Origin of the sequence: Nocardia salmonicida (genome assembly GCF_036142455.1) — a bacterium.
Lineage (GTDB): Bacteria > Actinomycetota > Actinomycetes > Mycobacteriales > Mycobacteriaceae > Nocardia > Nocardia salmonicida.
This window is the reverse complement of the sequence record NZ_CP108014.1, coordinates 4573804-4598890: the sequence shown is the minus strand read 5'-3', so window position 1 is coordinate 4598890 and position 25087 is coordinate 4573804. Positions and strand designations below refer to the sequence as shown.

Below are 25087 nucleotides of genomic sequence, written 5' to 3'. Positions count from 1 at the left end.
CCGCCCGACCAAGGCGTACCTCCGCATTCGCCGCAGCCGTGCGCGGCCTATGCTCGGCAACGTGTCATTCCGGCTGAAAGACGTTCCGCTGCTGTCACGTTCCACCATCGACCGGGCCGAGCACGCCCGGCTCGATCCCGGCGCCCTGCGCGAAGGGTGGGGCAAAGCCAAGATTCTGCGTATCGACCCGCGCGGAAAAGTGCGGGTCGAGGGCGACAAGATCGTCCTCGACGCGGCTGTTTCGGTGGCCGCGGAGCCCGGTGACGGGACGGTGTTCCTCGGTGTCGTCGACGGCAGCCACCTGTGGGCGATGCGGGCGACCGACCTCGACGGCACGCTGAGGGATCTGCGCACGCTCGGGGCCGTCGACGACTTCACCGCTGAGCTGCTGTCCACCGCGTACGCGCTGCTCAACTGGCACGATCGGGCCGGATACCACGGCGGCGACGGCACGGCCACCACGTCGGCGCGCGGCGGTTGGTCGCGGCTCACCGCCACGGGGGAGGAAGAATTCCCGCGGATCGACCCCGCGGTGATCTGCCTGGTCCACGACGGTGCCGATCGCGTGCTGCTCGCCCGCCAGCAGAGCTGGCCGGAGACGATGTTCTCGCTGCTGGCCGGCTTCGTGGAAGTGGGCGAATCGCTGGAGCACTGTGTGGAACGGGAGGTCCGCGAGGAGGTGGGCGTCGACCTGCGCGATATCCACTACCTCGGCAGCCAGCCGTGGCCGTTCCCGCGCTCGCTGATGGTCGGCTTCGCCGCGGTCGGCGACCCCGCCCAGGAACTCGTGTTCTCCGATGGCGAGATCGCCGAAGCGCATTGGTTCACCCGCGAAGAGGTTCGCGCCGCTTTGCAGGTCGGCGACTGGTCGGCGCGCGAACCCGGCGCACGGCTGCTCGTCCCCGGATCCATCTCGATCGCGCGATCGATCATCGAGTCCTGGGCGGACTGACTCGGCGGATCAGGCCTGCTGGGCGGCCAACGCCTGCTTGACCGCAGCCAACGACGGGTTGGTCGCGGTGGAGCCGTCGCGGTACTTGATCGTCGGCACGACGTGGTTGCCGTTGTTGACGCTGCCGACGAACTCGGCCGACGCGGGATCGTCTTCGATATCGATCACCGTGTAGGTGATGCCCGCCTCGTCGAGCTGGGTCCGCAGGCGTCGGCAATAGCCGCACCAGGTGGTCGAGTACATCGTCAGATCTGCCGTTGCTTCAGTCACGCGATGTGCAACGTCGCGACGCGGCTCGGTGTTCCTTGCCCGATCCTGGACCGATGGGTGACGGTGCTCGATCGCGCGATCGTGGCCGTGGGATCGGCGGGCGTCGCGGCAAGTTGTCGGGGGGCGCTGTCATGATGGTGCGCGTGCCAGCACTCGATCTCACCGCCCTCGACCCGGAACAGGCCGCCGCGGTGCGGGCACCGAGGGGGCCGGTCTGTGTACTCGCCGGTGCGGGCACCGGGAAGACCAGGACGATCACGCATCGGATCGCGCACCTGATCGCGGGTGGGCATGTGAAGGCCGACCAGGTGCTGGCGGTGACCTTCACGGCACGGGCCGCGGGGGAGATGCGCAATCGGTTGCGCACGATGGGGCTCGGCGGCGACGCCGGACAGGTGCAGGCGCGCACCTTCCACGCCGCGGCGCTGCGGCAGTTGCGGTATTTCTGGCCGCAGGTGGTGGGGGATGTGCCGTGGCGACTGATCGACAGCAAGTTCCCCATCGTCTCGCAGGCCGCGCAGCGGGCGGGGCTGCGGGCCTCCACCGAAATGGTGCGTGACCTGCTCAGCGAAATCGAATGGGCCAAGGCCTCGCTGATCGCGCCGGAGGACTATCCGGCCGCCGCTGCCCGGCATCATCGTGACGCGCCGGTCGACGTGGCCAAGGTCGCCGAGGTGTACCAGGGCTACGAATCCGCGAAAGCCTCCGCCGACGGTCTGCTGCTCGACTTCGACGATCTGCTCCTGCACACCGCGGCCGCGCTCGAGGACTATCCGGCCGTCGCCGACGAGTTCCGCGGTCGCTATCGCAGTTTCGTCGTCGACGAATACCAGGACGTCACGCCGCTGCAGCAGCGGGTGCTCGACGCGTGGCTGGGCGAACGTGACGACCTCACCGTCGTGGGTGACGCGAACCAGACCATCTACTCGTTCACCGGCGCCACCCCGTCCTACCTGCTCGATTTCTCCCGGCGCTTCCCCGACGCCACGGTGGTCCGGCTCGAACGCGACTACCGGTCGACTCCCCAGGTGGTGTCGCTGGCCAACCAGGTGATCGGGGCAGCGCGCGGACGCATCGCGGGCACCCGCCTCGCCCTGATCGGTCAGCGGCCCGCCGGTCCGGAACCGGAGTTCGCCGAGTACGCCGATGCGCAGGCCGAGGCCGTCGCCGTCGCCACACAGATCCAGAAACTGATCGCCGCCGGGACGCCGGCGTCCGAGATCGCGGTGCTGTACCGGACCAACGCGCTGTCCGAACCGTTCGAACAGGTGCTCGGCGCCCGCGAGATTCCGTTCCAGGTGCGCGGTGGCGAGGGGTTCTTCCACCGCCAGGAGGTGCGGCAGGCGGTGTCGGCGTTGCGTCAGGTCGACGCGCGCGACGACCTGCCCGATGCGGCGCGCAGCGGATCGTCGCTGATCACGTTGGTACGGGCCGCGCTGGCGCCGGTCGGTCTCACCGCGGAGGAACCGGCCGGTGCGCAGGCGAAGGAACGGTGGTCCTCGCTGCTGGCCCTGGTGCAGCTCACCGAGGAACTGGTCAGCCACGACGACGAGATGGACCTCACGGCGCTGCTGCGCGAGCTCGCGACCCGTGCCGAGGCCAAGCATCCGCCGACCGTCGACGGTGTCACCCTGGCCTCGCTGCACGCGGCGAAGGGCCTGGAATGGGACGCGGTGTTCCTGGCCGGGCTCACCGACGGCACGCTGCCGATCTTCCACGTGCTCGGCAAGAAGAACACGGCTGTCGACGAAGCGGGACTGGAAGAGGAACGACGGCTGCTCTACGTCGGTGTCACGCGGGCACGCGAACATCTGAGCCTGTCGTGGACCCAGCGGCGGCTGCAAGCAGGCGGGGACTACCGGCCGGTGACCAGGTCGCGATTCCTCAACGGGCTGATTCCGGACAGTTCCTCGGCCTCGCGGATCGCCGTCGAGGCCCGGGCCGAGGCCCCACGTCCGCTGTGTCGGGTGTGTCTCAAGCCGTTGATCGGCACCCATGCCACCATGCTCGGCCGCTGCCGGCGCTGCCCGGGCGAAGTCGACCCCCAGTTGCTCGAGGCGCTGAAGGAATGGCGAGCCGAGAAGGCCGAGGCCCTGCAGCGGCGCGACTTCGTGGTCTTCACCGACACCACCCTCACCGCCATCGCCGAGCAACTGCCCGCCGACGACGCCGCGCTGGCGGCCATCGCGGGCATCGGTGCGAAGAAGATCGAACAGTACGGTGCCGACGTGCTCGCGATCGTCGCATCACGTGTGAAGACAACGGCACAAAACCCCAGGTAGAAAATAAGTTGTTCGGTTCTCGATCATTGCCTATGGTGGAGAACACGCACCGAGAGTGATCCCGGTGCGCGGTAATTGTTCACACACGAGTTCAGGAGGGAGGCAGACACATGAACACGAACACGAACACCACGTTCGATGCGATGAGCAATCGCGTCCTGGTGAACGCATTTGTCATGTCCGCCTCCCGGGGGGTCCTCGCTCTGCAGGGGACCGGCCTGTCCGGCGTCGATGTCAAAGCTGTGCCGATGACTGTCGTCCATCAGCCCACTCCGATTCGTCTCCAGGACAAGCCCAACGTGGGTTGGCAGCCGACCGCTGTTGCGGCACCGGCAGCAATCGCCGATGAAGCCGGTTACGCACCGGAGTTCATCGGCGCAATCCGCCTCCGCGTCCACCCAGCGACCGTGATCAGGTCTCGACAGAAATGTCGAACTAGGTAGGGAACACCTCCCAGACCTCCTGGCCACGGATCGCGAGAAGCGAAATCCGTGGCCATCTTTATATCGGCTCCTCAGCCGTAGGCACCGGGTTCGCACACCGAACATTCCACCGCTGCAAACGAGCTGAAGGAGAACGACGTGTTCACCGCCCAGGACTGGCCGACGGCCACTACTGACGTGACATGCCGAACCGTGGCGCAGACCCCTCGCGTCCGTGAGGTCACCAAGACTCTGCCCTGTAGGGGCGGAAACCCCGATCTGTGGTTCGCCGAGAGCCCCACCGATCTCGAGCAGGCCAAGGAACTGTGCGCGGCCTGCCCGATCCGCAAGGGCTGCCTGACCGCGGCCATCGATCGCGCCGAGCCGTGGGGCGTATGGGGCGGTGAGATCTTCGACCAGGGTGTCGTGATCGCCCGCAAGCGCCCCCGCGGTCGTCCGCGCAAGGTCGCGATCATGGCATGAACCCGGGAAAAGGGTTGTACCGCAAGCGAACCGCTCACCTCGTCATGGTGAGCGGTTCGTTTTGCTTTGTGCTTACGAGGCCTGTTCGGCGCGGAAGCCCGGCACCCAGGTGCGTACCAGGTCCATGAAGCCGAGTTCCGCGTCGAGTTGGGCCAGGATGCCGACCGAACCACCGAGCACCCGGAAAACGGTGAGGTACTCGGCCGGAAGTTGTAGGGCGCGAGCGGTTTTCATCTCCGGGCTGGAGAACTCGGACGCCTTGCCCGCCACCCGCTGCATCCACGAGCGGGTGAAGTGGAAGGTGTCGGTGCGAATCGGGTCGCTGAACGGGCGCAGGTACGCCTCGATCTCCTCGTGGGTCACCACACGTCCCGGAATGACCCAGCCGTGCTCGTAGAGCAGTTCGGTGAGCGCCGCGTGCTCGTCGGCGACAGCGAGGGCCAGCATGCGGCCCAGGATCTCCGGGAAGCCGTCCGGCATCGGCGCACAGGCGCCGAAGTCGAGCACGGCCAGGGTGCCGTCGTCGCGCACCAGGAAATTGCCGGGATGCGGGTCGCCGTGCAGCAGGCCGACCAGTTCGGGCGAGCTGAAATGGAAGGTCCCCATCAGCTCGGCGATCCGGTTGCGCTGGGCCAGGGTGCCCTCGGGATCCTCGGCGCCCGCCTTGATCAGTGCCGATACCGGGGTGCCGTCGAGCCATTCGGTGACGATCACCTTTGGGGATCCGGCCACCACCTTCGGGACCGAGATGGTGGGATGGCCCTCGAACGCGGCCGCGAATCGGCGCTGGTTGGCGGCCTCGATGCGGTAGTCGAGTTCTTCCTCGGTGCGTTCGGTGATCTCGGCGAGCAGCGGCTTCACATCGGCGCCGGGGATCACCGACGAGAGCAGTCCGGTCATCCGGGACAGGGTCTTGAGGTCGGCGCGCAGCGCGTCGTCGGCGCCGGGATACTGCACCTTCACCGCCACCGCGCGTCCGTCGGACCACACCGCGCGGTGCACCTGGCCGATGCTGGCCGAGGCGGCGGGGGTGTCATCGAAGGATTCGAAGCGGTCCCGCCATTTGGTGCCCAGCTGCTGGTCGAGCACGCGGTGCACCGTCTCCGCTGCCATCGGCGGCGCCGCGGCCTGCAGCTTGGTCAGCGCCTCGCGATAGTGCTCACCGAACTCCTCCGGAACGGCGGCCTCCATCACACTCAGCGCCTGCCCGAACTTCATCGCGCCGCCCTTGAGCTCACCGAGCACGGTGAACAGCTGCTCGGCGGCTTTCTGATTCAGATTGGCGTTGATCTGCTTCTTGTCACCGCCGACGAGCTTCTTACCGAACCCGACAGCGGCTCGTCCGGCGATGCCAAGGGGAATCTTGGCCATCTTGGCATTGCGGCTGGAACTGCGGCGCACGATCTCGGACACGGTACCCATCATGGCCGAACCTGCGGGGTGTGTGCCATAAGAATGCTCACACCGGCCGGTGCGACGCCCGTCACCGCGAGGTTCCCGACGTGTGTGCGGCCATGTTCCGGCACCCGCATTCCTGATGCGGCAGCCACGGCCGACGCTGGATCTCATGGGTGTCGAGGTCCAATTCCACGGTGGCGTCGAACGTGCGCGGTTCCCGCCGCGGGGAACAGGCGATGATCGCCTCGAGTTCGCCGAGCGCCAGCGCGGTCGTCGCCGCGATGCCCGCCGGGGAGGCGTGTCCGGTGCGGCCGAGTAGCTGGGCGGCCAGGTGCGGCCACTCGACATCGAATCCGGCCCGGGTCAGATCGGCACAGCGAAGGCAGCTGGTCTCGCCGGGCAGGACGAGCGGGCCGACCACGCCGACCCCGTCGCGGACCCGCACCTGCAGGTGTGGCACCCGGCGCAACATCAGATCCACCGACAGTGCCGGGTCGATCATCAACGCGTCGGTGAGCACCACCAGATCGTCCGAGCCGGTGCCGACCGGCGTGTCCGGTCGGTACTCGCGCGAGCGGGTCGGCCGAAAACCCATGCGCCGCAATCCGATCGCCACGGCATCGGAGAGCGGCCCGAGGCCGTGCACGGTGATGGCGCGGATCTTGCCGAGAGCGGGTTCGGATTCGGGTTCGAGCAGCAGACCCGCACGCTCGATCGCGGCGAGCATGCCCATGGTGCGGTCGGGACTGATACCGAATTCGCCCGCACGCCAAATGATCTGGGGTCGTGATTGCAAGCCGTCGAGCAGGCGCAGGAAGGCGAGCACGGTACCGGTGTCGTGATCGGTGGTGTGGAGCAGCAGCGCGCGTTCGGGGTCCCAGCCGAGTTGCACCGTGCCGGACGGGCGAACCAGGGTGGTCACTCGCGGGTGGAGCATCGGGCCGCGCAGTGGGGAGGTGGTCGTCATGGCTGAAGTATCGGCACTCGGCAGCGGCTCAGCGTGCGCCGAAAGTGCAGTTATCCACAGGGTTTCGGCGTGTCGGTTCGAGAATTACGAATTGTGAACAGCCGATGTACCGCGGGTCGTCACGGCATTTTCCGACGAACGCGCGCCACGCGACCGTGTCGCGCCACCGAGATCGGAAGATTTCTCCCCGACCTCGATGGCGGTGCGGATCAGGACTTGCCCGCGCCGGAATCGGGGTCGGCATCGCCCTCGTCGCGCGGGGTTTCGTCGGACTCGTCAGCCTTGGCCTTGTCGCGATCGGCCGCGTCGCGTTCGCGCGCCTCGGTCTCGGCCAACTGCGCCAGCGGATCGTCGAAAGCGCCTGTGCCGCCGCCGATAATGGAGTCGATGAAACCGGCGGGCGAGTCGAGATCGGTGGAATCGGGCAGCAGATCGGGGTGTTCCCACACCTTGTCGCGCCGCTCCATCCCCGCATCGGTGGTCAGCCGCCGCCACAGCGCCGACGCCTCACGAACCTTGCGCGGACGCAACTCCAGTCCGACGAGCGTCGCGAACGTCTGCTCGGCGGGCCCACCCGTCGCCCGGCGGCGACGCAGCGTCTCCGACAGCGCGCCCGCGCCCGGCAGGCGCTCACCCACCGCATCGGTGACCACGACATCGACCCAGCCCTCGATCAGCGCCAGCAGGGTCTCGAGTCGCTCCAGCGCCTGCTTCTGTTCCGGCGTGGTCTGCGGCTCGAACGTGCCCTGGGAGAGCAGTTCCTCCAGCTTGGACGGGTCGCTCAGCGACATCGGGTCGATGCCCTGCGCGGCTTCCTCGATCGCGGAGAAGTCCATCTTGATACCGCGCGCGTAGTCTTCGACGGCACCGAGCACTTGCTGACGCAGCCACGGCACATGTGCGAAAAGTCGCTGGTGGGCGGCCTCGCGTGCCGCCAGGAAGACGATGATCTCGCTCTCGGGCTGCTCGAGCCCCTCGCTGAACGCCGCGATCGCGGTCGGCAGCAGCGCCGCGGTACCGGCCGGGCCGAGCGGCAGGCCGATATCGGTGGAGGTCAGCACCTCCTTGGCCAGCTGGCCGAGCGCCTGACCGAGCTGAGAACCGAACGCCAGCCCGCCCATCTGGCCGAGCATGCCGACCATCGGCCCGGCGAACTGCTTGGCCTCCTCGGGCAACTGCGCGGTCCACATGCCCGAGATCTGCTCTGCCACCGGGTCGCACAGGCGCTTCCAGGTGGGCAGGGTCTCTTCGATCCAGTCGTTCGGGGTCCACGTGACCGTCTTGGTGGCGCCCGCGGGCAGCACCGTGGCGCCGTCGAGCCACAGCTCGGCCAGATGTGCCGCGTCGGTCACCGCGGTGGTGGTGCCAGCGGCGATCGGAGCGATGGTGGAGCCGAGCTGCTGGCGGGCCAGTCGCTTGGCGACGTCGTAGTTGACCGGGCCGGACTGCGCGCCGCCGGGACCCATGCCCTGGCCCATGCCGCTGATCATCTGCCCGAGCTGGCTCAGCATCTGGCCCAGCTGCGACGGATCGAAGCCGCCCGCGCCGCCGACGCCGCCCGCTCCGAACCCGAACGGATCGTTTCCGCCAGGTCCGTTGCCCTCGTCGCGACGCTTGCCGGAATCGTCGTCGTCGCCGGTCGAGAAGCCGAAGGGGAGATCGCTCATACTTCTTACGTTACGCGGGACCCCCGGGCCCACGGTGTTCGCGCATCGCGAAATCGCGCGACAACGGCCACGCCGCAAAAGCGTGCCACTACCGTCGGTCCCGGTCGCTGATCACTACTGTGGTCCGAGTGAATCGTCGGATCCTCACCCTGATCGTCGCCCTCGTTCCCGTACTCGTGCTCGGCGTGGCCGGCAGCGTGGTCACCGTGCCGTTCGTCGCCCTCGGCCCCGGCCCCACCTTCGACACCCTCGGCCAGGTCGAGGGCAAACAGGTGGTCGATGTCACCGGCGCGCCACTGGATCCCACGAGCGGGCACCTCAATATGACGACCGTGTCGGTGCGCGACGGGCTGAACCTGTTCGAGGCATTCGGGTTCTGGGTCAGCGGTGAGCACGGCCTCGTGCCGCGCGCCGAGGTGTACCCGCCTGGCGTGTCGCGCGAGGAGGTGGACAAGTCCAATCAGCAGGACTTCAAGGACTCCGAGAGCGATGCCGAGGTCGCCGCGCTGCACTACCTGAAGATGCCGACCGTCGTGCTGGTGCGCGGACTCGGTGACGAGGGTCCGGCCAAGGGCGTGCTCGAAGTCGGCGACGAGCTGATCAGCATCGACGGCACCCCGATCACCACGCCCAAGGATGTGATCGACATCGTCGGCACCAAGGCTCCCGGCGACACCATCACCGTGGTCTACCGCCGCGGCGACGCGGAGCAGACCAGCCAGATCACCCTCGCGCCACGTCCCGGCGACGAGGCCAAGGGCTACCTCGGCATCACCCCCGGTGAAGGTGGGCGTCCGCCGCTGCAGGTCGAGTTCAACCTCGCCGATATCGGCGGACCGTCGGCCGGACTGATGTTCAGCCTCTCGCTGATCGACAAGCTCTCGCCGGGCGAACTCAACGGCGGCAAGTTCGTCGCGGGCACCGGAACCATCGACCAGGACGGCAAGGTCGGCCCGATCGGTGGCATCCAGTACAAGATGATCGCCGCGCGCGAGGCAGGCGCGGAAACGTTCCTCGTTCCCGCCGACAACTGCAACGAGGCCGGTCAGCGGGCGCCCGAGGGCCTTCGCCTGGTGAAGGTCGACACCCTCGACAGCGCGATCACCGGGCTGGCCGACATCAACGCCGGCCGCGAGGCGATCGGCTGCGGGTAGCTCACTCCAGCGTGTGGTGCAGGGCCTCGATCAGGCCCGGCGCCAGGTTGGGGTAGGTGCGCAGATCGAGATCGCCGAAGCCGTCGTCGTCCTCGGGGCGGATCTGTAGCAGGCACAAGGTGGCGCCCTGGCGCAGGACGCCCGCGATGAGTCGCGCGTCGCGGCGACCCGGATGCGCGTGCGCGGCGGCACGCCCGGCCGCGTCGGCGGCTTCATCGTCGGCGAGTAGCGGAACCAACGCTTCGTCGAGATCGCTCTCGGCGTCGGGCGGCAGCACCACGATCTCCTGCACCAGCACGCAGCCCTCGACCGCGGGCGGCCAGGTGGTGGTGGCCAGGAACTCGTCGAGCGCCATAGACCCGCCGGTGATGTCGTCGGGAAATGCCTCCTGGGCAACAGGGGTCAGCTCGCTGCCGTCGTCGAGCTGATCCTGCAGGTCGGGTTCGGCTGCGGCCAGGTCGGCGGTCGGCACCAACGCGAACATCTGCGGCGGGTTTCCCCAGCCCTCGGCGTCGGCGAACTCGACGACCTCGCGCACACAGCGGGCGAGGAGAACTTCGGCGTGCTCGTCTTCGGTCACCCGCACATCCAATCATTTTCGGCCCAGACGCCTGCACGGTGTCCGATTTCCGTAGAGTGGGCGCCAACGGTCCGGTAACGGATCACCCGCAACATTCGGACTGCGGTGACTGCGCCGATCACGGTGTGGAACCGCCGGAACATGGAGAGTGGCACCGTGGGCATGCGGCCCCCCACCGGCTTACCTTCGCTGTCCCGACGCAGCCGTGTGCTGCTGGTGACAGCAGTCGTCCTCGCGGCGTTGCTGCTGCTCGGGCCCCGCTTCACCGATGCCTATACCAATTGGTTGTGGTTCGGCGAGGTCGGATATCGCAGTGTGTATCTCGGCGTCTTGCGCACGCGTCTGATCCTGTTCGTGGTCGTCGCGTTGCTCGTCGGTCTCGTGGTCTGGGCGGCGCTGCTGCTGGCCTACCGGTCGCGTCCGGTCTTCGTGCCGGTCGCCGGGCCCAACGATCCGATCGCGCGCTACCGCACGACCGTGATGAGCAAGCTGCGGCTGTTCGGCGTCGGCATCCCGGTGCTGCTCGGCGTGCTGTCGGGACTGGTCGCGCAGTCGAACTGGGCGACGGTGCAGCTGTTCCTGCACGGTGGCGAGTTCGGTCAGCAAGACCCGCAGTTCCACCTCGACATCGGTTTCTACACCTTCGACCTGCCGTTCTACCGGATGGTACTGAACTGGCTGTTCGTCGCGGTGGTGATCGCGTTCTTCGCGAACCTGGTTACCCATTACGTGTTCGGCGGCCTGCGGCTGGCCGGGCGTGAGGGCACGCTCACCAGGGCCGCGCGCGTGCAGCTCGCGGTGATCGCCGGAATCTTCGTGCTGCTCAAGGCGGTGGCGTACTGGTTCGACCGGTACGACCTGTTGTCGAGTACGCGCAAGGAGCCGACCTTCGGCGGTCCGTCGTTCACCGACATCAACGCGGTGCTGCCCGCCAAGCTGATCCTGCTGTCGATCGCGGTGATCTGCGCGGTGGCGTTCTTCGCCGGGATCGTGCTGCGTGATCTGCGGGTTCCCGCGATGGCGGCCGCGCTGCTCGTGCTGTCGTCGATCCTGGTCGGTGCGGTGTGGCCGATGGTGGTCGAGCAGTTCTCGGTGCGCCCCAACGCGGCCGAGAAGGAGAGCCCCTATATCGAGCGCAACATCATGGCCACGCGCGAAGCGTACGGGATCACCGACGACAAGGTCGAGTATCAGAACTACCGGGGCAGCTCGACCAAGAGCCCGCTCGAGGTCCCCGCGGACGCGGCGACCATCGGCAACGCCCGCCTGCTCGACCCGAATATCCTCTCGCCCACCTTCACCCAGCTGCAGCAGCGCAAGAACTTCTACGGCTTCCCGGAGTCGCTGGACATCGACCGCTACAACCTCAACGGTGACCTGCAGGACTACATCGTCGCCGCGCGCGAGCTGCATCCCCAGGCGCTGTCGGGCAACCAGAAGGACTGGATCAACCAGCACACCGTCTATACCCACGGCAACGGTTTCGTCGCCGCGCCCGCCAACCGGGTGAACAAGCCGCAGTCCGAGGCGCAGAGCGCGGCGGGCGGCAGCGATTCGGGTTATCCGCTGTTCATGGTGAGCGACCTGTTCACCAAGGTCGAGGACCAGCAGATCAAGGTCGACCAGCCGCGCATCTACTACGGCGAGCTGATTTCCCAGACCGACCCCGACTACGCCATCGTCGGTACCGCCGAGGGTCAGGCCCCGCGCGAGTACGACTCCGACGAGGCGCAGTTCACCTACGACGGCAGCGGCGGCGTGCCGATCGGGAACTGGTTCAACCGGCTCGCTTTCGCGGCCAAGTACGCCGAGCGCAATATCTTGTTCTCCTCCGCGATCAGCGAGGACTCCAAGATCCTGTTCAACCGCGGTCCGCGTGATCGGGTGCAGAAGGTCGCGCCGTGGCTGACGACCGACGGCAACGCCTACCCGGCGGTGATCGATGGTCGCGTCAAGTGGATCGTCGATGCCTACACCACGCTCGACAAGTACCCCTACGCCCAGCCGACCTCGCTCGACGGCGCGGTCGAGGACAGCATCGACAAGAAGACCGGGCGCGTGATCCCGCGCAAGGAGGTCAGCTACATCCGTAACTCGGTGAAGGCCACCGTCGACGCCTATGACGGCACCGTCACCCTGTACGAGACCGACACCGTCGACCCGGTGCTCAAGGCCTGGCGTGGGGTGTTCCCCGACGCGGTGAAGCCGCAGAGCGAGATCTCGCCCGAGCTGCGCGCGCACTTCCGCTACCCGGAGGACCTGTTCAAGGTCCAGCGCGACATGCTCACGAAGTACCACGTGGACAACCCGCGCGAGTTCTTCACCAACAACGCGTTCTGGTCGGTGCCCAGTGATCCGACGATCGAGGGCGGCACGTTCAACCAGCCGCCGTACTACGTGCTGCTCGGTGATCCGAAGACCACCAAACCGGTCTTCAACCTGACCTCGGCGATGGTCGGCTACAACCGGCAGTTCCTCTCGGCCTATATCTCGGTCCGCTCGGATCCCGAGAACTACGGCAAGTTCACCGTGTTGCAGTTGCCGACCGACTCCCAGACCCAGGGTCCGCAACAGACACAGAACTCGATGACGACCGCCGACGCGGTGTCGCGAGAGAAGACCCTGCTGTCGAACTCGAACAAGATCCGCTACGGCAACCTGCTCACCCTGCCGGTGGCCGACGGCGGCATCCTCTACGTCGAACCGTTCTACAACGAACGCAATACCGGTTCGTCGACCTTCCCGCAGCTGTTGCGCGTGCTGGTGAGCTACCGCGACGCGGCGGGCAGTGTGAAGGTCGGGTACGCGCCGACGCTGGCCGAAGCCCTGAACCAGGTGATGCCGGGTGCGGGTTCGCTGGCGACACCGTTCGGTGGCGATCCGTCGGTGAAGCCGAAACCAGGAGCGACCCCACCGGTCGACCCGGGCACGGTCACTCCGCCCGGCGGTGGCACGACGCCGCAGCCGGGGACGACACCCCCCGTGGGATCGACCGGCGGGGAGGCCGCGGCTGCCGAACTCAGCCGCAAGATCGAGGCGGTGCGCACGGCGATGCGGACGGGCAACTTCACCGATTTCGGTAAGGCGCTGGAAGAACTGGACGCCGCGGTGAAGGCGTATCAGGACGCAGGCGGCCGCTAGCCGATCCGCGCAGCAGCAAGAAAGGCCCCGTCTGGATGACGGGGCCTTTCTTGTGCAGGGGGAACGGTGGATCAGCCGCCGATCGAGGCGATCAGCGGAGCATTGGCGGTGAGCAGGTCCTGGTACTGACCGGCGACACCGTACTGGTCGGCCAGGGCCTGGCCCGCGGCCTTAGCCTGGTCGACGGCAGCCTGGACATCGGTCTTCGCCTCGGCGGGCAGCTCGACCGGCAGTTCGACGGCGGGCTCCTCGACAACCTCGGGCTCGGACGCGCCCGACTGGAGGAATTTGCCGCAGTGCGGCCACGCGCCGACGCCCTGGCTGGCGAGCACGTTCTCCGCGACGCGGATCTGCTCGTCCTTGCTGGCGTTGTGCGCCGAACCCTGGCCGCCGTTGGCAGCCCAGGTGCTCTGCGAGAACTGCAGCCCGCCGTAGTAGCCGTTGCCGGTGTTGATGCCCCAGTTGCCGCCGCTCTCGCACTGGGCGACGCCGTCCCAGTTGTAGGCGGCGGCAGAGGCGGTACCGGTGGCGAGGCCGAACGGAACGGCAACAAGGGCGCCGGCGATGGCGGCGACGCCAAGGGCGCGGGTGCTGAATTTCCGGGTCTCAGTCATGGAGGAGACGCTAACCAATGAATCGATGCCGATCACATCTTGATAACGGGCAGATTCTATGAATGGAATAGCTGTCTTTTCGATGTTTACGCCGCATAACCAGTGGGAATACCTAGATTCCGTGCGGTCTGTAATTGCACCGTTATGTGTTCGGGATCACGAGGTGATAGTGACGCCGCTCACCGAAACTCGGCCCCGACGCGTGCGGTTGCCGAAGTGTGTGATGGCTGCCACATTCGATGGCCTCGAACTGTGGCATTACTCGGCGCGGATTGCGCGAATCTGCCGGAAAACGCATGCTGACCTCACGATTTGGCGCCTGCGCGCACCTGTGTGTAATGTTGTGTTCACACCGACGCGGGGTGGAGCAGCTCGGTAGCTCGCTGGGCTCATAACCCAGAGGTCGCAGGTTCAAATCCTGTCCCCGCTACAAAACGAAAGGCCCGGAACCAGTGGTTCCGGGCCTTTCGCGTTATTCGAGACTAGGCGTCGAGGTCGCTGGCGACGAGTTCGGCGATCTTGTCCAGGGTCGGCTGGTCGTCGCTGCTGATCACGACTTCCGCGCCCTGGCCTGCGCCGAGGGTCATGATCATGAGCGCTGAGCCGGCGTCTACCGGGTCGCCGCCCGTGACCGCGATGGTGACGGGAACACCTGCTGCGCCGACCGCTTCGGCGATCAGGGCCGCGGGGCGGGCGTGCAGGCCGACCGAGGAGCCGACGGTGACGGTGGTGCTTGCCATGGGATATCTCCTTGTGTGCGAACGGATTACGCGGTGGTGAGAACAGGGGCGACGGACTGCTTGCGGGTGAACTGCTTGGCGAGGGTGACGCAGGCCGCGGCGACGAGGGTGCCCGCGACCAGCGACACCAGGAACCAGCCGAGGTGCCCGATCGCGAAGAACACGAAGATGCCGCCGTGCGGCGCGCTCAGGGTGACGTCGGTGGCCATGATCAGCCCGCCGGTCACCGCGCCGCCGACCATCATCGACGGCAGCACGCGCAGCGGGTCGGCTGCGGCGAACGGGATCGCGCCCTCGGAGATGAACGAGGCGCCGAGTAGCCAGGCGGCCTTGCCGTTCTCGCGTTCGGCCTCGGTATAGAGGCCAGGGCGCAGGACGGTCGACAGTGCCATCGCCAGCGGCGGGACCATGCCCGCGGCCATCACCGCGGCCATGATCCGCAGGGTGGCGGTGTCGGTCACCGACAGGCCCGCCGCGGCGAACGCGTAGGCGGCCTTGTTGACCGGACCACCGAGGTCGAAGCACATCATCACGCCCAGGATGACACCCAGCGCGACAGCGGAGCTGCCGGACAGGCCGTTGAGCCAGTCGGTGAGCCCGTTGGTCACGGCGGCGAGGGGCTTGCCGAGCAGGACCAACATCAAGATGCCGACGATCGCCGAGGCCAGCAGCGGGATGACCACCACCGGCATCAGCCCGCGAGCCCACGTCGGGACCGGCAGCTTGCTCACCCACAGGGCCGCGAATCCGGCGACCAGACCGCCGACCAGGCCGCCGAGGAAGCCCGCGCCGACGAAGATCGCGATCGCGCCTGCCGTGAACCCCGGTGCCAGACCGGGACGGTCGGCGATCGCGAACGCGATGTATCCGGCCAGTGCCGGAACGAGGAAGCTGAAGGCGAGTGAGCCGATCTGGAAGAGCACCGCACCGAAATAGGTGGCCAGACCACCGTCGGGCAGGTCGGTGATCGAGTTGTCGAGCACGATCGTTTTCGCGCTGTCGGAGATCTCGTAGCCGCCGAGCAGGAAGCTCAGCGCGATCAGCAGACCGCCCGCGGCGACGAACGGGATCATGTAGCTGACGCCGGTGAGCAGGATCTGGCGCAGGCGGGTACCCCAGCCGATGCCCTTGGCCGCTGTCCGCGAGGCCGCGGGCACGGTACCGCCTACCGTGGCAGCGCCGGCGGTGGCGCTCGCCGCGACGGCTTCCGCGATCATCTGATCGGGCTCGCTGATGGCGCGTTTGACGCCGGACTCGATCACGGGCTTGCCCGCGAACCGACCGCGATCCTTCACCCCGACATCGGTGGCGAAGATGACGGCGTCGGCGGCGGCGATCGTCGACGGGTCGAGTGTGTCGCCGCCGCTCGACCCCTGGGTTTCCACTGCCACGTCGACTCCGGCGCGTTCGCCCGCGGCGACCAGCGAGTCGGCGGCCATGTAGGTGTGGGCGATACCGGTGGGGCAGGCGGTCACGGCGACGATCTTCTTCGGCGCGTTGTCTGCCGACGCACCGCTGGCGGCGCCCCCGGCTGACGCCGAACTGTCGGCTCCGCCCGCGTCCCCGAGGGGCGCAGCCGTGCCATCACCGGCCTTTGCGCCGGAAACGGCCACACCGGTTGCCACACCGGCGACGGTTGCCGCACTGACGCCATCCTCGGCGGGAGCCCCGCCGGGCTCGCTGGTAGCGGCGGACGACCCTGCGCCGTCTGCGGTCGAACCGGACCCAACCGTAGACCCAGCAGGACTCGCCGAACCCGCGGCGGCGGGGGATCCGGCCGGTGGGGGATTGATGACGCCGTCGACGAGGGCGACCACCTCTGCCGGGGTCGCGGCGGCACGCAGGTCGGCGACGAACGCGGGCCGGACCAGCGCACGAGCCAGGGAGGACAGCAGTTTCATGTGTTCGGCCCCCGCACCGTCCGGGGCGGCGATCAGGAAGACCAGGTCGGCGGGCCCGTCGGGGGCGCCGAAGTCGACGGCGGGGGCGAGGCGGGCGAAGGCCAGCGACGCCGTAGAGACGGCGGCCGATCGACAGTGGGGGATCGCGATGCCGCCGGGGAGGCCGGTGGCCGACTGCGACTCCCTGGCCGAGGCGGCCTCCGCGACCGCGGCGGCATCGGTGGCGCGGTCCGCGGCGGCGAGTCGGCCCGCGAGCGCGGTGATCACCGCGCTCTTGTCGGCGCCGAGGTCGGCGTCCAGTGCGATCAAGGTGGGAGTGATGATCGAATCGGCCATCGTCGTGTCTTTCCGGAGTGGGGGTGGAGCAGGCTGGGGCGGTGTTTATGGCGCGGGGTGTTCGGAGGCGGTGAGTGGGTGGGCCGTCACGGCCTCGAGGACGACGTCGGCGGGGCCTGGTAGTTCGGTGCCGGGCAACGCGGTGGCGGCGCTGCCGTAGGCGACGGCGGTGCGGAGTCGATCCGCGGGGGAGGCGCCCGCGAGATCGGCGAGCAGGTAGCCGGCCAGCGCCGAGTCACCCGCACCGACGGTGCTGCGCGGGACGATCGGCGGGGCCGCGGCGAACCACGCGCCATCGGCGGTGACCAGCACCGCGCCCGCCGCACCGAGGGTGGCCAAGACCGCGCCGACGCCGCTGTCGATCAGAGTCGCGGCGGCTTCGGCCGCGGCCGTGGGGTTTTCGAGGTCGACCGGGCCCAGGCCGGTGAGCTGGGCCAGTTCCTCGGAATTCGGTTTGATCAGATCCGGTGCGGCGCCTACTGATTCGTCGAACAGGGCGAGCAGGGGAGCATCCGAGGTGTCGACGGCGACGCGGGTACGCCCAGTTCGGCTGGATGACACCGTCGCGACGAGCTCCGCGTACCAGCCGACGGGCACCCCCGGCGGCAGCGACCCGGACAGCACGATCCACTCCGCTCCCGCGGCCGACTCGACGAGCAGCGCCGTGAGCGCGGCCAGATCGTGCGCGGTCAACGGATGACCGGGCTCGTTGATCTTGGTCGTGGTGCCGTCGGCTTCGGCGATGGTCAGATTCACCCTCGGCCCGCCCGCCACCGGCACCGTGCGGAATGCGATTCCCGCCGTGCGCAATCCGTGTACCACGGGGTCGTCGTCGGACCCTGGTAATACAGCCAGCACCGGCGCCCCGCCTCGGGCCACCACCCGTGCGACGTTGACCCCTTTACCGCCGGGATGCGACGTGACGCTCGCCGCGCGATGTACCTGCCCGCGCCGCAACGGCTCGGTGAGGGTGACCGTGCGGTCGACACTCGGATTCGCGGTCAGTGTGACGATCATGCGAGCACCACCTCGATTCCCGCGGCGACCAGTTCCGCGTGCGCGGTGGCCGGGATGTCGGCATCGGTGACCAGGACGTCGATATCGGCGGCATCGCCGAAGCGCACGAAGTCCTCGCGCCCGATCTTGCTCGCGTCGGCGACCACGACCACCCGATCGGCGGCGGCGATCATCGCGCGTTTGACGGCCGCCTCCTCGGGATCGGGGGTGGACAGCCCATGCCGCACCGTCAGCGCGTTGGTACCGAGAAACGCGACGTCGACCCGCAATTCGCCGAGCAGCCGCAGGGTCTCGGCGCCGACGGCGGCCTGGGTGATTCCACGCACCCGTCCGCCGAGCAGATGCAACCGCACACCGGCGAACCCGGTGAGCCGCGCGGCGACCGGCAGCGAGTTGGTGACGGTGACCAGATCGATGTCGATCGCCATGGCCGCGGCCACTCGCACGGTGGTCGTGCCCGCGTCGAACAGCACGCTGCCCCCGGAGCTCGGCAGGTACCGCTGCGCGAATTCGGCGATCCGGTCCTTCTCCGCGGCGCGGGTGCTCTCGCGCTCGGCGGTCCCCGGTTCGAACGTGGTGAGCGCGCCGGAACCCACCGCGCCGCCGTGTACCCGCCGGATCACCCCGAGCCGCTCCAGCACCGCGAGATCGCGGCGCACGGTTTCGGTGGTGACTCCGTACTGGTCGGCGAGTTCGGCGACGGAGACGCGCCCGCGATGCCCGATGAGGGTCGCGATCGCCTGCTGCCGTTCCTCGGCGTACATGGTTTCCTCCGGTCTCAGCGAATCTGTACTTATGTTGTTTTATGCCCGTTTGTGTTGGTTTGTCAATGATTTCTGGTGATGCGAGTCACAATCGTTGCCGCGGACTATCGAGTAAAGGGTGCTGACGGTCACAGTCGAGACTCGCGGGTGTTCGGTATCACCGGGGAAGTCTTTGCAGGTCAACAGTTTTCGCGTCGGCTTTCACATCGCCGTTACGCACGTCGTCCAAGATCGACACGAATGCCGGAGACGCTGACCCACATGAGGCGATTCGCAGTGCGTCCCCGTGTCACGGTCCTGGCCTGCGAGGTCTGCGGCAGACTGCCGCATCCGGGGCGAACCAGGCTCACCCTCGCCAAACTCGCCGCGGTGTTCCCGGTGGAACTGGCGCTGCACGCGCTGGTGGTCCACCTGCACCCGCCGTACCTGCTCACTGTCACGTTGCTGACGATCACCACCACGATCCTGGTGATCTGGGTGGTGGAACCGTCGGCGATGCGGATGCTCGGCGGCTGGCTGCACAGCCCGGAGCTCCGCACGCGTGACCGCATCGACGCCGCGCCCGCGCTCTGGCGGATCCGTGTGCGCCTGGCCGACCGACCCGGCGCGCTCGAGACGCTGGCCAAGCATCTCGCCCACCGCGACGCCAACATTCTCACTGTGCACGTGCACCAACTCGAGGACGCGGTACTCGACGAACTCGTCGTCGCCGCGCCCGCCGAGATCACCGCGCAGGCGATCACCGTCGCCGTGGAGCACGCGGGAGGTTCGGGGGTCCGGGTGTGGCCTGCGACGGTGCTGTCGCTGATCGACGGGCAGACCAAAGCGCTCGCGATCGCCGCCCGCATCGTCGGCGATCCGGACGAATTGCCCCTGGCCGTCGCCGAACTACTCGGTGCGCGCTACCTCGCGCCGGGCACGGCGGAGGTGGCCGAACCGGGCGAGGGCACCCTGCTGGAATTGGACCGCGACGACCGTCGCTGGGGTTTCGTGCGCCCGGACGAACCGTTCACACCCGCGGAGATCGCCCGCGCGCATCGGCTCGCCGATCTGGCGGCGCTCACCGCGCGGCGGCGGTGACGAGCTTCAGTCGTAGCCGAGGTCGCTGGTGAGTGGATCGCGCAGGGCGCCCTCGGCGGCCCGCAGTCGATCGGTGACCGAGGTCAGCAGATCCATCGAATCCTGGGAGAGCCCGAGCGCGAGGCGGGTCAAGTGACGGATGGCATCGCAATGGACGCGGTCGGCGATTAGGGCGTCCGGATCGGCGGACGCAGCCGAGTGTTCGACGACGGTCACGACAGGGGCACTCACAATCTCGTATTTTCGAGTATGACGCACCTTACATCCCCCCTGCGGTCGGTGAACGCCGGTCGGCGTGCGAAAGTGCAGCAATGAGTCAGTTCGCCGACTATCAGAACGAGATCTACCTGGCCGCGCTCGGTGGGATCCAGCCCGAATTTCCCATGGATTACGCGACCCTCGAGCGCAAAGCCACTGCGGCACTGCCGGATTCGTTGCTGAACTATATAGCAGGCGGGGCGGGCGACGAGCTCACACAGCGGCGCAACGCCGAAGCCTTCGCCGACTGGGGTCTGGTGCCGCGGATGCTGGTCGGCGCCACCGAGCGCGACCTCACCGTCACCGCGTTCGGCCACACCTTCGCCAGCCCGCTGTTCCTCGCGCCGGTGGGCGTGATCGGTCTGGTCGGCGAGAAGGGCCACGGTGACATCGCGGTGGCCGAGGCGTCGGCGCAGACCGGTGTGCCCGCGATGTACTCCACGCTGATGGAGGATCCGCTCGAAGACGTGCGTCCGCACGCGGGCGATACGCCCTCCTTCTTCCAGCTGTACACGCCGAAGAACCGGGAACTCGCCGAGAGCCTGGTGCACCGCGCCGAGGCCGCCGGCTACGCGGGCATCACCGTCACCCTCGACACCTGGGTACCCGGTTGGCGGCCGCGCGACCTGGCCAGTGGCAACTTTCCACAGTTGCGTGGGCATGTGCTGAAGAACTACACCAGCGACCCGGTCTTCCAGCAGATGGTGGGCTCCGACGACCCCAAAATGATTGTCCTGCACTGGATCGCGACCTTCGGCAATTCGCTGACCTGGGACGACCTCGGCTGGTTGCGCTCGATCACCGACCTGCCGCTCATCCTCAAGGGCATCTCCCACCCCGACGACGCGCGCAAGGCGATCGACCTCGGCGCCGACGGCATCTACTGCTCCAATCACGGTGGGCGCCAGGCCAACGGTGGTCTGAGCGCGCTGGAGACCTTGCCCGCGGTCGTGGCCGCCTGTGATGACCGGGTGCCGGTGTTGTTCGACTCCGGGGTGCGCTCGGGCGCCGATGTGGTGAAGGCGCTCGGACTCGGGGCGACGATGGTCGGGCTCGGTAGGCCCTATGTGTACGCGCTCGCACTGGGCGGGGTGCGCGGTCTGGTGCATCTGCTGCGCAGCTACGCCGCCGAAGCGGACCTGTTGATGGCGGTCAACGGCTATCGGGATGTGGCCGCGGTGCGCGAGAACATTCGGCCCACGACGCGCGGCAACGCCACTCGCGGCTGATCGTATCGCGGTCCGGAATACCCGTGCGGGAGGGGTTTTCGGGCCGTGTGGGCGGCTCGGGGGAGAACTTGTCGGTGCTGTGGGGCATCATCGGTGCCACAGACCACGCTGTAGCACCAACCCCCGGAGTCCACGATGTCCTCGCCGAGCACCAAGTCCGCATCCCGCCGATCAGCACCGCCGGTACTGTCCGACGCCGAGCTCGCGCGAATCGCAGGCGAGCTCGCCGAGGGCAAACCGCCGATGGTGTGGTTCACCGCCGCCGCTGTCGGCGTCGCCGAGGGGAAGTCGGGCAAGGTAGTCGCGCTCGACGATCCGTCCGCCGGCGACTTCCTGCAGGTGCGGCCGACCGGTTCCAAAGATGTGCTCTCGTTCGGCCCGAGCGAGGTGACGCTCACCAAGCCGGCCCGCGGGACTACCGTAACGCCGGGTGGTTCCGCGAAGACCCGCCCGGAAAGTACCCCCGCCCCGAGCAACCGAAAGGACAACACTGTGACCCAGCCGTCGACCCTGCCGAGCGCTGCTACGCCCGCGCCGAGGTCGCTCGCCCCGGTATCCGATGACGCCGCCAAGACCGCTCCGGCCGCACCGCGGCCCGCGAAAACCGCTGCGGCGCGCAAGGCGAAGGCTCCCGAGGTAACCGTCACGCTCACCGGTACCGCCGACGGGGAGTGGACCGTCGATGTGGTCAACGGCAAGAAGCGCAGTGTGAAAGGGATGGCCGTCAGTAGCGCGGCTGTTGCCCAGGCGGCGAAGATCCTGCATCCCGAGGTGGAGGAAGTGGTGGCCGGGATTCTGGAGGCTGCCCGGGGCGTTCAGCAGGCGAAGGTCGCGCAGTTGCAGGCCGAGCTGGAGGCCGCTCGAAAGCTGTTGGAGGAGTTGGGGGATTGAGCGAACCGTCGAGCTACCGCGCGACTCGCTGAATTCGCGGGGCGGCGGAGCTCAGGCGACGGATCGAGGGCTTACTCAATTCATCGTGAAAGGTGAGGCCGAGGCGGTATTCCTTGGCGTGATACATCGCGGCGTCGGCGGTGCGGATGAGGTCGTAGATCGTCTTCTCCGTGGGGCAGGTGGTCAGGCAGGCGACGCCGATGCTGGCGGTGATGGGGATTTCGCCACAGCTCAGTTCGAAGGGGCGGATGAACGCGCCGAGGATATGTTCGGCCAGGACCGCGGCTTCGGTGCGGGTGCGGGGCGCCAGCACCACGAACTCGTCGCCTCCATAGCGGGCGGTCAGGTCGGCGCTGGTGGTGGTGCGGCGGATGCGGGAGGCGGCGTTGGCGATGAGTTCGTCGCCGACGGCGTGTCCGTAGCTGTCGTTGACCATCTTGAAGCCGTCGAGGTCGATGAACAGCAGGCACATCGGTTTTCCGGCCCACTGCTCGCGGTAGCGGTGCGGTGCGCGCAGTAGGGCGGCGCGGTTGAACAGGCCGGTGAGCAGGTCGTGGTCGGCTTGGTATTGGGCTCGGCGTTCGCTGCGCATGCTGCGGGTGATGGCGCGTTCGCTGCGCACCAGCACGCCGACCAGCAGCAGCGTGAGCAGCGAACAGATCACCACCCGGTCGACGACCGCGAGATCGGCGCCCAGCACGCTGACCAGCGAGGCCGCCACCAGTGCCACCGCGATCATTCCGGCCCGCTGCCGCGAACGATGCGGTCCCACATCCTCGGCGTCACGCAGCGCCCCCATCGTCGGCTGTACCGCGGCCAGCCCGGCCAGCAGATACGCCCACTGCTGTGGCACCAACGCGAACTCGGGATCTATCGTGAACGTGCCTGCGGCAGTAAGGCTTTCGATCAATCCGCCGAAGAGCACAGTGATCAGCGCCGCTTGCAACAACCGCAGTGAGGTCTCCGAGCGAACCACTGTCGCCAGCGAATGCGCGAGCACGGTCGCCAGCAAGGCGTGGATCACCGGATAGCTCGCGGCCAACGCGGTATCGACGAACCCGGTGCAGTGTCGCAGAATCGGCGAGATCAGGAAGGTCCACGAGGCCAGCAGCGCGCTGAGTCCGATGAGCGTCGAGTCCAGCCACAGGTCACGGGCGTGGCGGAGTCTGCGCGGCTGTAGCCAGCCGACGGCGGCGAGGCCGAGACACAGGTACGCCGCCAAGGTGCACAGATCGTCGACCGGGTGCCAGCTCGGGTGCACTCCGAGCGCGCGTATCGCGGTGCCCGCGGCGAACAGTGGAACCGAGGCTGCCAGCAGGTACCACGGCAGCCGGTGCGCGGGTCGGTGGCTGTACATGCCGTACCCGATCATCGCCAGCGAGCCGGCGACGATCACGATGAGCAGCAGAAACGGCAGCGCCCGGCCACCCGCCAACGGCGCGATCAGCACGGCCCCCGCCGCCCCGATCAGCACCACGCATCGTCGCAGGCTCCCGTAGCGTGTCTCGCTGATGGTCATCAGCCCCCCTCGATCTTGCTGCGCACGCGACGAGCGTCGATCGAATGGGAGGCCGGTGAATCACTCGAAGTATCGGCCGAGAGCACCGAGTGTTGTTGTTCGAGCACTATCCCCGGCCGGCAGGCGCCGACGCTCAAAACCTTTACAACCCAGTCGATCATGACACGTCCACGGCCCTGCTGTCGATGCGTTGTGAGCATTGCCGGATACCGATTCGGCACCCGGTGTCGCACGATCGCCCGCCGCGGTGTTCGGTGATGGCATCGTCGCAGGAAGCGGAAGGGAAGAACGGGTGGACAAGTGGATCGCGCCGGGCCGGGTCAACATCATCGGCGAGCACACCGACTACAACGACGGGTTCGTGCTCCCGATCGCGCTGTCGCTCGGTGTGGTCTGCGGGGCCGCGCCGCGCGGCTACGGGCTGGTGCGGCTCATCTCGGCGCAGCGGCCGGGCGAGGTCGTCGAGGTGCGGATCGATGAGCTTGTGGCGCAACGGGATCGGTTGCCGGGCTGGGCGCGCTATCCGCTCGGCGTCGTCGACGAGTTCGTCCGCGGGGGTCATGGAGTCGACGGCGTGACCCTCGAACTCGACGGTGCGGTGCCGATCGGGGCCGGGCTGTCCTCGTCGGCGGCCCTGTGCTGCGCGGTGACGATCGCGCTGCGCGATCTGTTCGCGCCCGAACTCACCGATCGGAACATGGTCGAGATCGCCAGGGCGGCGGAGAACGGTTTCGCCGGAGTGCCGACCGGCCTGCTCGATCAGTCGGCCTCGATCCTGTGCACCGAAGGCCATGCCCTGTTCCTCGACATCCGCGCCTTCACCGGCGCGGAACCAACTGCCGCCGAACAGATTCCGTTCGATCTCGATGCCGCCGGACTGGCCCTGCTCGTCGCCGACACCGGTAGCCCGCACGACCTGGCCGACGGCGGATACGCCGAGCGCAGAGCGCAATGCGAAGCCGCCGCCGATGCGCTGAGCCTGCCTGCTCTACGCGACGCCACCTCCGAAGACCTTCTACGCCTGAAGGATCCGCTGCTTCGACGCCGCGCGACCCACGTAGTCACCGAGAACGCGCGAGTACTCGCTGTCGTCGACCGGCTACGCGCCGGTGCGGACCCGCGGACGATCGGTGAGCTGCTCACCGCCTCACATCGTTCGCTGCGACAAGACTTCGAAGTGTCAGCGCCCACACTGGATCTCGCGGTCGAAGCGGCCCTCGACGCGGGTGCGCACGGTGCGCGAATGGTCGGCGGCGGCTTCGGCGGCAGCGTTATCGCCTTGGTCGACCGGGACGCGGAGGTCGCCGGGGTCATCACGGACCGTTTCGCCGCATCAGGTTTCGCCCCGCCCCGCGTCTTCGCCGTCGAGCCCGCCGCGGGTGCGCACAAACTGGAGTGAATTTTGTTCAGCGCGATTTCGCT

The 25087-nt window shown here is 68.0% G+C and carries 23 protein-coding genes and 1 tRNA gene; 11 read left to right on the top strand and 13 right to left on the bottom strand.

All coding sequences use genetic code 11. The annotated features are described in order from the left end of the window. Positions 1-61: 61 nt before the first annotated feature. Complete coding sequence (nudC, locus tag OHS03_RS21630; protein ID WP_328656581.1) at positions 62-952, top strand: NAD(+) diphosphatase; 891 nt, start codon at positions 62-64, stop codon at positions 950-952. 9 nt (positions 953-961) lie between these two features. Here the strand turns inward: nudC and OHS03_RS21625 are convergent, their stop codons facing one another. Beyond that, positions 962-1195 (bottom strand): mycoredoxin, encoded by a 234-nt coding sequence (locus OHS03_RS21625; protein WP_056812750.1) that lies wholly within the window; start codon positions 1193-1195, stop codon positions 962-964. A gap of 158 nt (positions 1196-1353) precedes the next feature. On the opposite strand from OHS03_RS21625, the gene OHS03_RS21620 reads away from it, so the two are divergent. The 3 genes from OHS03_RS21620 (at position 1354) to OHS03_RS21610 (ending at position 4409) form a co-directional block, all read left to right on the top strand. After that, a complete protein-coding gene (locus OHS03_RS21620; RefSeq protein ID WP_328664347.1) occupies positions 1354-3504 on the top strand; it encodes an ATP-dependent DNA helicase UvrD2 in 2151 nt (716 codons plus the stop codon). A gap of 110 nt (positions 3505-3614) precedes the next feature. Beyond that, the gene (locus OHS03_RS21615) at positions 3615-3947 is read left to right on the top strand and encodes a hypothetical protein (RefSeq protein WP_328656579.1); all 333 of its coding nucleotides are present in this window, start codon (positions 3615-3617) and stop codon (positions 3945-3947) included. Positions 3948-4085: 138 nt separating this feature from the next. Then, on the top strand, positions 4086-4409 hold the full coding sequence (locus OHS03_RS21610; protein WP_101468522.1) for a WhiB family transcriptional regulator: 324 nt from the start codon (positions 4086-4088) through the stop codon (positions 4407-4409). Between the two features lie 72 nt (positions 4410-4481). On the opposite strand, the gene OHS03_RS21605 is transcribed toward OHS03_RS21610, so the two are convergent. From OHS03_RS21605 to OHS03_RS21595, 3 genes are all read right to left on the bottom strand, one after another. Next, positions 4482-5831, bottom strand: coding sequence for an ABC1 kinase family protein (locus OHS03_RS21605; RefSeq protein WP_405148077.1), 1350 nt, complete (start codon positions 5829-5831; stop codon positions 4482-4484). 61 nt (positions 5832-5892) lie between these two features. Further along, positions 5893-6774 carry a TOMM precursor leader peptide-binding protein gene (locus OHS03_RS21600; protein ID WP_328656575.1) on the bottom strand — a complete coding sequence of 294 codons (882 nt, stop codon included), beginning with the start codon at positions 6772-6774 and terminating at the stop codon, positions 5893-5895. A gap of 209 nt (positions 6775-6983) precedes the next feature. After that, positions 6984-8441, bottom strand: a complete 1458-nt coding sequence (locus OHS03_RS21595) for a zinc-dependent metalloprotease (RefSeq protein ID WP_328656573.1) — start codon at positions 8439-8441, stop codon at positions 6984-6986. 128 nt (positions 8442-8569) lie between these two features. Here OHS03_RS21595 and OHS03_RS21590 point away from each other — a divergent pair, with 128 nt between their 5' ends. Further along, positions 8570-9595 (top strand): YlbL family protein, encoded by a 1026-nt coding sequence (locus OHS03_RS21590; RefSeq protein ID WP_328656571.1) that lies wholly within the window; start codon positions 8570-8572, stop codon positions 9593-9595. Position 9596: 1 nt separating this feature from the next. On the opposite strand, the gene OHS03_RS21585 is transcribed toward OHS03_RS21590, so the two are convergent. Beyond that, a complete protein-coding gene (locus OHS03_RS21585; RefSeq protein WP_056815859.1) occupies positions 9597-10175 on the bottom strand; it encodes a PPA1309 family protein in 579 nt (192 codons plus the stop codon). A gap of 156 nt (positions 10176-10331) precedes the next feature. Between OHS03_RS21585 and OHS03_RS21580 the strand changes: the two genes are divergently transcribed. After that, the gene (locus OHS03_RS21580; protein WP_056815857.1) at positions 10332-13316 is read left to right on the top strand and encodes a UPF0182 family protein; all 2985 of its coding nucleotides are present in this window, start codon (positions 10332-10334) and stop codon (positions 13314-13316) included. A 71-nt stretch (positions 13317-13387) separates the two neighbouring features. Here the strand turns inward: OHS03_RS21580 and OHS03_RS21575 are convergent, their stop codons facing one another. Beyond that, positions 13388-13930 (bottom strand): transglycosylase family protein, encoded by a 543-nt coding sequence (locus tag OHS03_RS21575; protein ID WP_328656569.1) that lies wholly within the window; start codon positions 13928-13930, stop codon positions 13388-13390. A gap of 356 nt (positions 13931-14286) precedes the next feature. On the opposite strand from OHS03_RS21575, the gene OHS03_RS21570 reads away from it, so the two are divergent. Beyond that, positions 14287-14360 (top strand) — tRNA-Met (locus OHS03_RS21570). 52 nt (positions 14361-14412) lie between these two features. On the opposite strand, the gene OHS03_RS21565 is transcribed toward OHS03_RS21570, so the two are convergent. From OHS03_RS21565 to OHS03_RS21550, 4 genes are read right to left on the bottom strand one after another with little or no spacing between them, the layout of a single operon-like run. Continuing rightward, positions 14413-14670 (bottom strand): HPr family phosphocarrier protein, encoded by a 258-nt coding sequence (locus OHS03_RS21565; RefSeq protein ID WP_056812724.1) that lies wholly within the window; start codon positions 14668-14670, stop codon positions 14413-14415. 26 nt (positions 14671-14696) lie between these two features. Then, the gene (locus tag OHS03_RS21560; RefSeq protein ID WP_328656567.1) at positions 14697-16907 is read right to left on the bottom strand and encodes a PTS fructose transporter subunit IIABC; all 2211 of its coding nucleotides are present in this window, start codon (positions 16905-16907) and stop codon (positions 14697-14699) included. Between the two features lie 45 nt (positions 16908-16952). Further along, a complete protein-coding gene (locus tag OHS03_RS21555; RefSeq protein ID WP_328656565.1) occupies positions 16953-17924 on the bottom strand; it encodes a 1-phosphofructokinase family hexose kinase in 972 nt (323 codons plus the stop codon). Continuing rightward, positions 17921-18688, bottom strand: a complete 768-nt coding sequence (locus OHS03_RS21550; protein ID WP_328656563.1) for a DeoR/GlpR family DNA-binding transcription regulator — start codon at positions 18686-18688, stop codon at positions 17921-17923. Before OHS03_RS21550 ends, OHS03_RS21555 begins: the two co-directional genes overlap by 4 nt. A gap of 261 nt (positions 18689-18949) precedes the next feature. On the opposite strand from OHS03_RS21550, the gene OHS03_RS21545 reads away from it, so the two are divergent. After that, positions 18950-19768, top strand: coding sequence for an ACT domain-containing protein (locus OHS03_RS21545; protein WP_328656562.1), 819 nt, complete (start codon positions 18950-18952; stop codon positions 19766-19768). Positions 19769-19774: 6 nt separating this feature from the next. On the opposite strand, the gene OHS03_RS21540 is transcribed toward OHS03_RS21545, so the two are convergent. Next, complete coding sequence (locus OHS03_RS21540; RefSeq protein WP_328656560.1) at positions 19775-19999, bottom strand: hypothetical protein; 225 nt, start codon at positions 19997-19999, stop codon at positions 19775-19777. Positions 20000-20079: 80 nt separating this feature from the next. On the opposite strand from OHS03_RS21540, the gene OHS03_RS21535 reads away from it, so the two are divergent. Both OHS03_RS21535 and OHS03_RS21530 read left to right on the top strand, forming a co-directional pair. Then, on the top strand, positions 20080-21255 hold the full coding sequence (locus OHS03_RS21535) for an alpha-hydroxy-acid oxidizing protein (protein WP_328656559.1): 1176 nt from the start codon (positions 20080-20082) through the stop codon (positions 21253-21255). A gap of 135 nt (positions 21256-21390) precedes the next feature. Then, on the top strand, positions 21391-22146 hold the full coding sequence (locus OHS03_RS21530) for a DUF6319 family protein (protein WP_056812705.1): 756 nt from the start codon (positions 21391-21393) through the stop codon (positions 22144-22146). 13 nt (positions 22147-22159) lie between these two features. Here OHS03_RS21530 and OHS03_RS21525 read toward each other — a convergent pair whose 3' ends face one another. Then, the gene (locus OHS03_RS21525; protein WP_328656557.1) at positions 22160-23665 is read right to left on the bottom strand and encodes a diguanylate cyclase; all 1506 of its coding nucleotides are present in this window, start codon (positions 23663-23665) and stop codon (positions 22160-22162) included. After that, entirely contained in the window at positions 23665-23826 is a 162-nt protein-coding gene (locus tag OHS03_RS21520) for a hypothetical protein (RefSeq protein WP_157125161.1), read from the bottom strand. The genes OHS03_RS21525 and OHS03_RS21520 overlap by 1 nt, the downstream gene beginning before the upstream one ends. A 131-nt stretch (positions 23827-23957) precedes the next feature. On the opposite strand from OHS03_RS21520, the gene galK reads away from it, so the two are divergent. Next, positions 23958-25064: a galactokinase gene (galK, locus tag OHS03_RS21515; protein WP_328656555.1), complete on the top strand. Its 1107-nt coding sequence runs from the start codon at positions 23958-23960 to the stop codon at positions 25062-25064. Positions 25065-25087: the final 23 nt, after the last annotated feature.